Below are 11,971 nucleotides of genomic sequence, written 5' to 3'. Positions count from 1 at the left end.
CGTGGGTGTGAATAATTAAAGGTTTGTAGTTAGTGCCTCTACTAAAGCCTGATTTTGCTCATCAGTACCAATAGTGATGCGTAATTTATCATCTAGTCCAGGCTGCTTGAAATAGCGGATTAAAATTCCCCGTTCCTTCAGTTTTTGATAGAGATATTCTGCGTTTCCTTTTTTTGGCTGTGCCAGCAAAAAGTTAGCTTGGGAATCCCAAATATGAAAACCTAATTGTTTCAAGTCTGTTGCTAACTTAGTCCGTGATGCCTTAATCTTTGCTACACAAGCATTTTTATAAGCTTGATCAGCGATCGCAGCCGTGCCAATTGCACAAGCGATCGCATCAATGTTATAGCTATCTTTAACCTTAAACAATCCCTGCAACAGTTTAGGATTCGCCACCCCAAAGCCCAATCGTAATCCTGCCAACGAGTACCCTTTAGATAGTGTCCGAATCACGATGACGTTTTCGTATTCCTTAACCAAAGCCAATGCATTCTCTTCGGTAAAATCTATGTATGCTTCATCAATCACTAAAACTCCAGATAACTGGCTGGCTAATTTTCGCAAGTCATCTGTTGTTACCAGATGCCCCGATGGACTATTAGGCGACGCAATAAATGTCACAGCCCCATCGACAGCAACCAATTGTTCCAAGGGTAAGCTGTAGTCGTCGCTGTAGGGAATCTCAATCATTTCCGCCGCTTGCATTTCTGTTAATGTGCGATATAGCACGTAAGTAGGCATTGGGTAAACTACCTTCTTCCCAGGTTCTGCACAGGCTCGAATGATCACACTCAACAATTCGTCACTGCCATTTCCGACAATTATCCAATCACTAGGAACTCCTAAAACTTTACTTGCAGCTTCCCGGAACTCCTCCCCGAAAGGTTCTGGATACCGTCGCAACCACTCACCATCAATATTCTGTAGCACAGTTAATGCCGCAGGGGAAGGAGGATAGGGGTTCTCGTTGCTATTAAGTTTAATGATCTGTGTACCGCGTTGGGGCTGCTCACCTGGGACATAGCTAGCCATTACATCAACATTGCAGCGAAAGTAGTTGGTCATGCTAATTCATAATTCATAATTCATAATTATGCCTTCTAGTAATAGGCAAAAAATATTGATGCTACATGGTTTCTGTACTTTATAATTACTAATTCATAATTAAATAATGGGCACTGTAGTCCACACTAAATCAAAAATTTAGTGGTCAACTTGACCACAACTAGCATGAACTTGCATAAATTCAGGTTAAGAGACTGAAGCTAGTTGGCTGAAAGTCTTGCTGTAATAAGTGGGCGATACTGGATTTGAACCAGTGACCCCATCCGTGTGAAGGATGTGCGCTACCACTGTGCTAATCGCCCAAGAATTTTTATATTATCATAACTTACTAAGATTGACGTAATCTTGCTCAGTACTACCTCTATTAAATAGCGGTGGGTAGAGCAACATCAGCTGAAATACCCAAAATCGTATTATCTATGCAATATATATATCCAAGCATCAATTAATTTCAGCCATAAAATACCTTGCTTGCAAGCAGGAACGTTTATGTTTGCTTACAAATAAGGTATTTACTATAGCGTTTCTCGTTTGTGTGAGGTACACCCGTAGGGGCACGGCAGTGCCCATTGGTGTCAACTTAACGTGAAAGCTAGTTCTAGACTAGCTTTTAGATTGCCTCGTTAAGAGTCTCCGACTGGGAATGCTCGTCCTTGAGGCTCCGCCTCTCTTGCTGGCGGCAGAGCCGCCAGGAGCAGCATTTCTAGCCAGAGGCTAGAAACGAGGTTTTAAAGGAGTTTCAGCTTAAGTTGACACCAATGGGCAGTGCCGTGCCCCTACACCCCGTGATAAATGTTGTACCGCATCTGAATGGGAAACGCTATATATGAGTTTAAAGTCGCTCATAAAGCTAAAAAGTGATGCCATCTCTTTCAAGTTTTCAATTTTAAAGCCACTGGGATCAATATATAAATCTTCTAAATTGCTGTTATTAAGATACAGTCTTTTAAACTTTTTAATTTTTCCTTTTACTCTAGAACCACCCTACGTATATTTCAAAAATCAAATATGAGTCCTATACAGTTTCTTAATTCTTGAGCATTAAGAGAAACTGATCTGTTATTAGGTCTTCCAAATACTTCAAATTGTATTGCTGGATGGGTATCATTTTCAATGATAATGATATTGATTTGGCGTTCCCAAAACAGAATCTAGGTTTGGATATTTGCAGTTTATTTAGAGATTATTCGGGTTGATTCCCTTTTGTTGTAATCTAGCTAAAAGTTCCTGAAGCTGTTGTTTAGTTTGCTCTAGTTGTTGCTGTTGCTGAACTGTTACTTCTTCTGGTGTTGAGTATCTATTACCATTTTCGTCATACCAATACAACCATTCTCGCGTGATTCCTTGGTAGGTTCCCCGTTCACGTCCAATACCTAAACCAATTTCTGCCATCCAGATTTTATCGCCTGGTTGTAAAATATATTCACCATTAACTAAGCGATAAACTTCTAAACGCTGACGCTTACGACGTAAGCGGGTTGGTGCATAAATGACATAATACAAAATGCCTAATTGGGCATAATCTATTTTCTTTTGTTCGTATTCAAAATTATAAGTTTGGGAAACAATTTCTAACGATAAGATTGGGGAAATGCCATCTTCTTCCCAAAATACATAACTAGAACGCCCATTTTCTCCAACAAAACGTTCTACACCCAAACTGAGAAACCCATCGGGGACAATCGCAGGTTTATTCGCTGTATAATAAATTCCCATGTTGATCCCAAAAAACCAATCATCACGGGCTTGCCAAATAGCAGCTAATATAGCTAACAATAAGTTGGGAATTAATATTTGCAGTTCGTTATCCACAGGGATGTCATTAGAATCTGGCAATTCTGCTGATGAAGGTAAGCATTCTAATGGATTGTAGTTGAACATAAGCAGTTCTCAATCCCAAATGATAAATCTAAACCTGTTTTTCTATAACTTCAGGGTAGCTCAGGCTGCACATAATACTTAATGGTTTAGTTGCCTTTATTACTTTCTGTAGTCATTTGATTTAGGTAAATCATTGACTCAATATTGGCAATAGCTACGGTAAGGCGACTACGTATCTTTGCTCTGGGCGTGGGGCCACCGAAGATTCATTTCTTTAGTTTATCTAAAGTCGCATCTAAGTTATCAAATTACCTTTCTAAGATAGAGGCAGCAACTATAAGTTGCCATACGCTGACTAAAACCCAACTAACAGCTAGTGGCTGTGCATAACACAAAAATGGATAAAGCGCCAGAATCTTTAGACTTATCTATCTACGAAGCTACAGACAGAGCTTTAGATCGTGATTGTACAACTTTATCCCGTCACGTTTTACAACAACTTCAGAGTTTTTCGCCAGATGCACAAGATTTAAGTGCGCTGATGAATCGCATCGCCCTGGCCGGCAAACTAGTTGCTCGTCGCATGAGTCGCGCCGGTTTAATGGAAGGCGTTCTCGGATTTACTGGGGAAGTTAATGTCCAAGGAGAATCCGTCAAAAAGATGGATGTCTATGCCAATGATGTATTTATCTCAGTGTTTAAGCAAAGCGGCTTAGTCTGTCGCCTAGCTTCTGAGGAAATGGAAAATCCCTACTACATCCCAGAAAATTGCCCCATTGGCCGCTACACTTTGCTGTATGACCCAATTGATGGCTCATCCAACACTGATAATAATCTCAGCTTAGGTTCCATTTTCGCCATTCGCCAACAAGAAGGAACTGATAGCGATCGCAAAGCAACTGACCTCCTCACCAATGGACGTAAGCAAATTGCTGCCGGATACATCCTGTATGGCCCTTGCACAATGCTGGTTTATACTATAGGTAAGGGCGTTCATTCCTTTGTCCTTGATCCCAGCTTAGGAGAGTTTATTCTCACAGAAGAAAATATCCGCATTCCTAACCACGGTTCTGTTTACAGCGTGAACGAGGGTAACTTTTGGCAGTGGGAAGAATCGATTCGAGAATACATCCGCTACGTTCATCGCACAGAAGGCTACAGCGCTCGTTATAGCGGCGCAATGGTGAGCGACATCCATAGAATTTTGGTTCAAGGCGGCGTGTTTCTCTACCCCGGCACAATTCAAAACCCAGAAGGAAAATTGCGCTTACTTTACGAAACCGCTCCTCTGGCATTTTTGATTGAGCAAGCAGGCGGTCGTGCTACTACAGGACTGGTAAATATCTTGGATGTGGTGCCAAAAAAACTGCATCAGCGCACGCCTTTAATTATTGGTAGCAAAGAGGATGTAGCCAAGGTGGAATCTTTTATTCAAAACGGACACTAGTGTTAAAAAGCAAAAGACAGGAGAAAAAAAGCTTGTAAATTACACTTTTGAACTTTTTTCAACTGGATAGTTATTTTTGCCATGCTGGACTAGAAGACGGTAACAAAAGTATCAAGGATGCATCTAGCATCTAGCATTAATTAAAAGTTAATCATGGTGATTTAGGATTGGAATGCAGAGTAGCAGTTCTTGAAGATCAATTAAAGATTATCTCAGCTGGCCGATGCGATCAGTGATTGGCAACGCCACAATTCAAAAGTCACCATCAACATTTGATGGGTTTTGCCAACTTCACCATACAGGAGTGAAACAAATTAGAGCTATGGCTACCAATCATCTACTAGAAATTAAGCAATACGGTCAAAGTATCTGGATAGATAATTTGACCCGTGACATTATTCAATCAGGCGAACTCAAAGACCTGGTTGAAAATCAAGGCATCTCTGGGATTACCTCTAACCCAGCTATCTTTGAAAAAGCGATCGCTGGTAACGTTATATATGATGCCGATATCGAAGCCGGAGTTCGGGCTGGCTTACCGATAGACAAAATTTACGAATCCCTAGTTTTTGCAGACATCCGTAATGCTTGTGATATTTTACGCCCTGTTTATGAAGCCTCGAATAGACTAGATGGTTATGTGAGTATTGAAGTACCGCCGACCATTGCCCAAGATACTGAAGCAACCATAGCCGAAGCTAGGCGCTATTTCCCAGAAATTGGTCGGGAAAATTTGATGATTAAAATTCCCGGTACAGAACCGGGCTTGCCAGCAGTGGAACAGGCGATCGCTGATGGTATAAATGTCAATATTACGCTACTGTTTTCTGTAGAAAGCTATGTCAACACAGCTTGGGCTTATATTCGGGGCTTAGAAAAACGGGTGGCTGAGGGTAAAGACATCAGTAGAATTGCTTCAGTTGCTAGCTTCTTCCTCAGCCGGATCGATAGCAACATTGACGCCAAAATAGATGCTAAGTTGAAAAAAGGCGTTGATGATATTGCTCTGGAAGCAAAGCTCTTAGCTGTTAAAGGGAAAGTAGCGATCGCTAACGCTAAGATTGCATATCAAGAATACAAGAAAATCATTGAGAGCGAGCGTTGGCAAGCCTTGGCAGCAAAAGGGGCCACAGTACAGCGGCTACTTTGGGCTAGCACTAGCACCAAAGACCCCAACTACAGAGATGTGATGTATATCGAAGAGTTGATTGGCCGTGATACCGTCAACACCGTACCACCAGCGACGATTAAAGCTTGTGCCGATCATTGTAACGTAAGCGATCGCTTAGAAACGAATGTGGAAAATGCTTACACGCTGATCGAAAACCTCAAAGATCCCGACATCAACATCGATCTCGATACCGTAATGGATGAACTGTTAGTCGAAGGTATTGACAAGTTTATCCAGCCCTTCCAGTCCTTGATGAACTCTTTAGAAGAAAAGATCAAGGTATTGTCACCAGTGTAGGGACTGGGGAGTGGGAATTTTGGATTTTGGGTTTGCAATTTTGGATTGGACTTCAATCTAAAATCCAAAATCTAAAATCTAAAATCCTTTCCAATGCCCCAATACCCAATCCAAAATCCAAAATCTAAAATCCAAAATTCCTATGGTTAGTCTGCTAGAAAATCCCTTGCGCGTTGGTCTGCAACAACAAGGGATGCCCGAACCCCAAATTATAGTCATTTTTGGCGCTTCTGGTGATCTCACCTGGCGCAAACTAGTGCCAGCACTTTACAAATTGCGGCGAGAACGGCGTATTCCACCAGAAACCACCATTGTCGGTGTGGCACGTCGAGAATGGAGCCACGAGTACTTCCGTGAACAAATGCAAAAGGGCATGGAAGAAGCACATGCTGATGTCGATTTAGGCGAACTCTGGCAAGATTTCTCTCAAGGTCTGTTCTACAGTCCGGGGGATATAGACAACCCCGAAGGCTACCAGAAACTAAAAAACTTATTGGGTGAATTAGACGAAAAACGGGGCACGCGAGGTAATCGCATGTTCTACCTCTCAGTTGCCCCCTCATTCTTTCCCGAAGCGATTAAGCAGCTAGGAAGCGCCGGGATGCTAGAAGATCCCTACAAACATCGTCTAGTAGTTGAAAAACCCTTTGGTCGCGACTTGGCTTCTGCCCAGAGTCTTAACCAAGTGGTACAGAAATTTTGTAAAGAAAACCAAGTATACCGCATTGACCACTACTTGGGTAAAGAAACAGTCCAGAATTTGCTGGTGTTTCGCTTTGCCAATGCGATTTTTGAACCATTGTGGAATCGTCAATTTGTTGACCACGTGCAAATTACCGTGGCAGAAACCGTGGGAGTGGAAGACCGGGCTGGTTACTATGAAAGCGCCGGCGCACTACGGGATATGTTGCAAAACCACTTAATGCAACTTTACTGCCTAACGGCGATGGAAGCACCCAACGCAATGGATGCCGACAGCATTCGTACAGAAAAAGTGAAGGTACTCCGAGCTACTCGTTTAGCTGATGTTCACAATCTGTCGCGGTCAGCAATACGTGGTCAGTATAGTGCTGGCTGGATGAAGGGTCAAGCAGTCCCAGGGTATCGGACAGAACCAGGCGTTGATCCCAACTCCACCACACCCACCTACGTCGCAATGAAGTTTTTGGTAGATAACTGGCGCTGGAAAGGTGTGCCTTTCTACTTACGTACCGGGAAGCGGATGCCGAAAAAAGTCAGTGAGATTTCCATCCACTTCCGCGAAGTTCCGTCTCGGATGTTCCAATCTGCCGCCCAACAGACAAACGCCAATGTTTTGACGATGCGGATTCAGCCAAATGAAGGTATTTCCCTGCGTTTTGATGTGAAAATGCCGGGGGCAGAATTCCGCACCCGTTCTGTTGACATGGACTTTAGTTATGGTTCCTTTGGCATCCAAGCAACATCCGATGCCTACGATCGCCTATTCCTTGATTGTATGATGGGTGATCAAACATTGTTCACCCGCGCCGACGAAGTAGAAGCAGCCTGGCAGGTAGTAAATCCAGCCCTTTCCGTTTGGGATGCACCCGCCGACGCAAATACTATTCCCCAGTATGAAGCCGGTACCTGGGAACCAGCAGAAGCAGAATTCTTAATTAACCAGGATGGCCGTCGCTGGCGCAGACTCTAACAATTTTAGATTTTAGATTTTAGATTTTAGATTGGGGACGGCGAAATCGGGAATAGGTAATAGGGAGTATGAAAAACTATTACCTATTACTAATTTCTAAATTACCAGTTCTTAATCCAAAATCTCAAATCAAAATCCAAAATCCAAAATCCAAAATCCAAAATCCAAAATCTCCTATGGCTCCCCAAGCTTCGACAATTTATTCACTTCAAGCCCCAAAAGATATTTCGCTTGACGAATTAGACGCGGAACTTCATCAAATTTGGCAAAGCTACGGCATTACTGGCGAGGACGGCGGGCTTCCTGCTGCTACTCGCGCTACGACATTTACCTTAGTGGTTTACGAACCGGAAGAAACCCAGTATCTTTTGGCCACTTTGGGATTTTACAACGGCCCGCTTGACGGGATTTTAGGGCCTCAGATGGAAGCTGCCTTGCGGCAAGTGCAAATAAAAAATGCACTGCCAGATACTGGAAAAGCAACACCTCAAACCCTGGCTATCTTGAGAGAAGAATTCATCAAACGTCAAGGAAACGGGGCTGCGGGGGATAATGCTTCTGTTCAGCTTCCCAGCATAAATGCCCCAAGCCCCAGAATTGCCGATGAAATCGCCCTCCGCAACCCCTGCCGCATCATCGCGCTATTTCCCATTGCTGGCGAAGATCAAGGGGTCAAAGCTCAAGTTTCTGCCTATTGCCCCATCCAAAAGCAATCGTCAAGTACACTAATCTGCTGCGAATACATAACTCTCAGTGGTACTGCTGCTGCCTTGGAACGCATCGGTGGCATGATTCCAGCATTATTGATTGGCGGCTTACCAAAGTTTCTTTGGTGGAAAGCAACACCAGACCCAAATAACCCTCTATTCAAGCGCCTGGCAGCCGTCTGCAACAATGTAATTGTGGATTCTTGCCGGTTTAACGAGCCAGAAAGTGACTTACTCCGCCTCCAAGAATTGGTGGAAAGTGGTGTACCCCTGGCTGACCTCAACTGGCGTCGCCTCTCAGCATGGCAAGAATTGACAGCTGAAGCTTACGACTCACCTCACCGTCGCGCTGCCCTTCGGGAAGTTGACCGAGTAACTATTGATTACGAAAAAGGCAACCCCGCACAAGCATTATTGTTTTTGGGTTGGCTGGCAAGTCGTCTAGAATGGCAGCCAGTTTCCTATCAAAAGGAAACCGGAGATTATGACATCACTCGCATTAACTTTATTGCCCAAGACCAACGGCAAGTAGAAGCCGAATTAGCGGGTGTTCCCCTTGCTGATGTGGGTGAAATTGCTGGCGACTTGATTGCTTTGCGCCTCAGTTCGACCAATCCGAAGGCAGACTGTGGTACAGTAATTTGCTCGGAAACTGGTGGTTGTATGCGGATGGAAACCCACGGTGGTGCCCAATCTGCTGGTCTGTTTCAACAGGTAACTTCACTTTCGGAACAAAAGGCGGAAGCATTGCTGAGTCAGCAGGTACAACGCTGGGGCCGCGAGTCACTTTTTGAAGAAAGTCTGGGAGTGACAGCGAATATTTTCAAATTGGCGAATTAATTCAGACCGAACCCCTACGTCCCCCCTTTCCGACGCAGAAAGGGGGAATTTTTTTAATTATTTATAGTTGTTTATTGAAAGGATACGTTGTATTTGCCTCCACGCTCAAGGGCACGTTTGTAAGCAGGTCGCGCATGAATGCGCTCGACAAATTCTTTGAGCTTTGGCCGACTCTCGACCTCTTCTCTTAGCGGGGCGACTACTTCCAGGGGAAAGCTCATTTGGATATCGGCGGCGGTAAATTCATTGCCGGCAAACCACGTATTTTTATGGAGTTCGCCTTCTATGTAGTCAAAGTGGAGTTTAATCTGGGGGGCGACGAATCCGCTAACCACGCTGCTGTCGCCTGCCCCGAAATTGTTCAATATCACCCGCATTACTAGTGGTGGCATTGCAGAGCCTTCGGCGTAATGCAGCCAATACTTATAGCGCAGATGCTCCGGCGTACCGGATGCTGGGACTAGCCGACCATTACCGTAGCGATCGATTAGGTATTCGATAATTGCACCCGACTCAGCGATCGTCAAGTCTGCATCTGTGATTACTGGTGATTTGCCGAGGGGATGAACTTGGCGCAGCGACTCCGGTGCCATCATCGTCTTTGGATCGCGTTCATAGAATTTGATCTCGTATTCGACACCTAATTCTTCAAGCAGCCACAGCACACGCTGCGATCGCGAGTTGTTAAGATGATGCACAGTGATCATAAAACGTTCCTCTTCTGGTAGCTTATTGCTATCTGAGTCTTGGCTAATCTCCAACTATATTATTAGACAGAATTTTTCAGCCTAACTCCCCTAATTGGCTGGTTTTCTTGTTTCTAATTGGTATAAGTTTGAGTTAGTTGGTTTGAGGAACTGGTGTATCTGCTTTTGCAAAAAGCGACGATAGACAGACACACAGCCAATAGTCAAAATAGTTGCTGCATAAAAACCTAATTTGTTTCATTTATGGCTTTAGTTATTGCCGGGGAACGTAGTGGGGTGGGTAAGACAACAGTCACGCTCACCCTTTTAGCATCTTTACGCCGTCGCGATCGCTTGGTGCAATCTTTTAAGGTAGGCCCAGACTACATTGATCCGATGTTTCATCGACACGTAACTGGTCGTGCTTGTCGGAATTTAGACCCCGTACTGACTTCCGAAGCCTACGTTCAGCAATGTTTTGCCCGCCATAGTCATCTGAGTGAATATGCCCTAGTGGAAGGGGTGATGGGATTGTTTGATGGAATTGGGCATGGGCAAGAAAAGCAAAAATCAACAGATTTTGCAAGTACGGCACACATCGCACGGCTTTTAGATTTACCTGTAGTGTTGGTGATTGATTGCAGTCGTTTATCTGGTTCTGTAGCTGCGATCGCTCACGGCTATCGATCTTTTGATCCCCGAATTAAAATAGCTGGGGTAGTATTAAATCGCGTCGGGAGCGATCGCCATCTCTCTCTCCTCAAAGATTCTCTAGAACCCTTACAATTACCTATACTCGGCGTACTGCGGCGTCAAGATAACATCACAATTCCCGATCGCCACTTGGGTTTAGTACCCACAGCCGAACTTCCCGAACTCAATGCTTTAATCGATCGCCTCGCCGATTTAGGAGATACTTGCTTCGACTGGCAACGCTTATTACCTTTGTTAAAATCAAAACCTCTACCTCATCCTCCTCATCCTCTTCATCCCCCTTCTCTGGTTAGGATTGCAGTAGCCCGCGATCGCGCTTTTAATTTTTACTACCAAGACAATCTCGATTTGCTGCAACAGCTTGGCGCAGAATTGGTTTTCTGGAGTCCCTTAGAAGATGCTGGTATACCAAAAGATGTCCAGGGAATGTATTTTGGCGGTGGTTTCCCGGAAGTTTTTGCCCAGCAACTAGCAGAAAATTCTAGCGTTCGTGATGCAGTGAAAACGGCAATACTTAAAGGAATGCCTACAGTTGCCGAATGCGGAGGATTGATGTATTTGTGTGAGCAAATTATCGATTTTGAAGGTAAATCTTGGTCGATGGCGGGAGTACTACCAACATCTGCTGTGATGGGTGGGCGTTTAACTTTGGGCTATCGTCGTGCAGTAGCTTTGCAAGATAATTTGTTAGTTAAAGCAAATACAACTGTTTACGGACATGAGTTTCATCGTTCTCATTTAACCTTAACTCCGACTCAACCCCTATTTAAAACTTCTCGCTACGATTGTGAGGAAAATATGGGATGCGAAGGATGGGGTTTACCTGCAAATGTTCATGCTTCTTATGTTCATCTGCATTGGGGAGAAAGTGCAGAAATTCCCCAGCAGTTTCTTAAAGAATGTCTAAAAGTAGCATCTTCAGGGATGTGGATTTAAGCAAGCGCAAAACCCAGTCAGGTAAATTACAGCAATTTTCAGATAAAAATTACCTAAAGAGGTGCGGATATTTCCGAGGGTATGGGGACGAAGAGACGCAAGGAGGCAGTGAATTATCTCACTGCCTCCTCTTGGATCAACTCATAGCTCTATGTTAGTTTTGCACTTCAACCCAACGGCGGTAAAGCTTTTGAATTTGTTTGAGAAGCGCAGTGTGAGCTGGTTGAGTTGAGTCGTTCTGCTTCGCTATATCCTGCAATTCTGTCAGGAGTCTGGCTTCTTCAACGGCAACTTCACCATCGCTATAAATTAAGCCACTGATGGCTTCAATCAGATTTTCACAATCTTCAAGACTGGGGCGATCGCCTAAATACTCCCGCACCCAGTCGTAGCATTCTTTTGGCTGCACAGGAACTAATTCGTACAGCCAAGGCTTAATTTCAGGATCGTTAGCTAAACCTTTAGCTTGAGCTATTTCGCGGAGATATTGCCGTTCTTCTGGCTGGATTCTGCCATCGATCCAGGCTGCTCCAATCAGGATTTTAACTAAGTTTTTCACATTGGAAGGGGAAACCATTGCTGCCTCCTCTGGTAGATTCAGGCCTCCACCAAATC

Annotated in this window: 9 protein-coding genes and 1 tRNA gene; 5 read left to right on the top strand and 5 right to left on the bottom strand. The window is 44.2% G+C overall.

All coding sequences use genetic code 11. The features are described from left to right. Window positions 1–15 precede the first annotated feature (15 nt). The 3 genes from hisC to V7K62_RS27950 form a co-directional block, all read right to left on the bottom strand. Window positions 16–1,065, bottom strand: a complete 1,050-nt coding sequence (hisC, locus tag V7K62_RS27960; RefSeq protein WP_334869934.1) for a histidinol-phosphate transaminase — start codon at window positions 1,063–1,065, stop codon at window positions 16–18. 230 nt (window positions 1,066–1,295) lie between these two features. Next, window positions 1,296–1,367 (bottom strand) — tRNA-Val (locus V7K62_RS27955). Between the two features lie 874 nt (window positions 1,368–2,241). Further along, window positions 2,242–2,946, bottom strand: coding sequence for a Uma2 family endonuclease (locus V7K62_RS27950; RefSeq protein ID WP_334869932.1), 705 nt, complete (start codon window positions 2,944–2,946; stop codon window positions 2,242–2,244). Between the two features lie 337 nt (window positions 2,947–3,283). Here V7K62_RS27950 and fbp point away from each other — a divergent pair, with 337 nt between their 5' ends. The 4 genes from fbp (at window position 3,284) to opcA (ending at window position 9,020) form a co-directional block, all read left to right on the top strand. After that, the gene (gene fbp, locus V7K62_RS27945; protein ID WP_334869930.1) at window positions 3,284–4,333 is read left to right on the top strand and encodes a class 1 fructose-bisphosphatase; all 1,050 of its coding nucleotides are present in this window, start codon (window positions 3,284–3,286) and stop codon (window positions 4,331–4,333) included. A gap of 322 nt (window positions 4,334–4,655) precedes the next feature. Then, window positions 4,656–5,801 (top strand): transaldolase, encoded by a 1,146-nt coding sequence (gene tal, locus V7K62_RS27940; protein ID WP_334870010.1) that lies wholly within the window; start codon window positions 4,656–4,658, stop codon window positions 5,799–5,801. 142 nt (window positions 5,802–5,943) lie between these two features. Beyond that, a complete protein-coding gene (gene zwf / locus V7K62_RS27935) occupies window positions 5,944–7,473 on the top strand; it encodes a glucose-6-phosphate dehydrogenase (protein ID WP_334869929.1) in 1,530 nt (509 codons plus the stop codon). Between the two features lie 176 nt (window positions 7,474–7,649). Then, window positions 7,650–9,020 carry a glucose-6-phosphate dehydrogenase assembly protein OpcA gene (gene opcA, locus V7K62_RS27930; protein ID WP_334870008.1) on the top strand — a complete coding sequence of 457 codons (1,371 nt, stop codon included), beginning with the start codon at window positions 7,650–7,652 and terminating at the stop codon, window positions 9,018–9,020. A gap of 71 nt (window positions 9,021–9,091) precedes the next feature. Here the strand turns inward: opcA and V7K62_RS27925 are convergent, their stop codons facing one another. Beyond that, complete coding sequence (locus V7K62_RS27925) at window positions 9,092–9,727, bottom strand: glutathione S-transferase family protein (protein WP_442937346.1); 636 nt, start codon at window positions 9,725–9,727, stop codon at window positions 9,092–9,094. Window positions 9,728–9,970: 243 nt separating this feature from the next. Between V7K62_RS27925 and V7K62_RS27920 the strand changes: the two genes are divergently transcribed. Continuing rightward, window positions 9,971–11,356, top strand: a complete 1,386-nt coding sequence (locus V7K62_RS27920; protein WP_334869925.1) for a cobyrinate a,c-diamide synthase — start codon at window positions 9,971–9,973, stop codon at window positions 11,354–11,356. A gap of 154 nt (window positions 11,357–11,510) precedes the next feature. Here V7K62_RS27920 and V7K62_RS27915 read toward each other — a convergent pair whose 3' ends face one another. Then, window positions 11,511–11,933: a tellurite resistance TerB family protein gene (locus V7K62_RS27915; protein ID WP_334869923.1), complete on the bottom strand. Its 423-nt coding sequence runs from the start codon at window positions 11,931–11,933 to the stop codon at window positions 11,511–11,513. Between the last annotated feature and the right edge of the window lie 38 nt (window positions 11,934–11,971).

This window comes from Nostoc sp., assembly GCF_036917935.1.
Lineage (GTDB): Bacteria > Cyanobacteriota > Cyanobacteriia > Cyanobacteriales > Nostocaceae > Nostoc.
This window is presented reverse-complemented; position numbering and strand designations above follow the sequence as displayed.

Coding starts and splice junctions, on each gene's coding strand:
- opcA (WP_334870008.1), top strand. CDS start 7,650: ATGGCTCCCCAAGCTTCGACAATTTATTCACTTCAAGCCCCAAAAGAT.
- V7K62_RS27925 (WP_442937346.1), bottom strand. CDS start 9,727: ATGATCACTGTGCATCATCTTAACAACTCGCGATCGCAGCGTGTGCTG.
- zwf (WP_334869929.1), top strand. CDS start 5,944: ATGGTTAGTCTGCTAGAAAATCCCTTGCGCGTTGGTCTGCAACAACAA.
- tal (WP_334870010.1), top strand. CDS start 4,656: ATGGCTACCAATCATCTACTAGAAATTAAGCAATACGGTCAAAGTATC.
- V7K62_RS27915 (WP_334869923.1), bottom strand. CDS start 11,933: ATGGTTTCCCCTTCCAATGTGAAAAACTTAGTTAAAATCCTGATTGGA.
- fbp (WP_334869930.1), top strand. CDS start 3,284: ATGGATAAAGCGCCAGAATCTTTAGACTTATCTATCTACGAAGCTACA.
- hisC (WP_334869934.1), bottom strand. CDS start 1,065: ATGACCAACTACTTTCGCTGCAATGTTGATGTAATGGCTAGCTATGTC.
- V7K62_RS27920 (WP_334869925.1), top strand. CDS start 9,971: ATGGCTTTAGTTATTGCCGGGGAACGTAGTGGGGTGGGTAAGACAACA.
- V7K62_RS27950 (WP_334869932.1), bottom strand. CDS start 2,946: ATGTTCAACTACAATCCATTAGAATGCTTACCTTCATCAGCAGAATTG.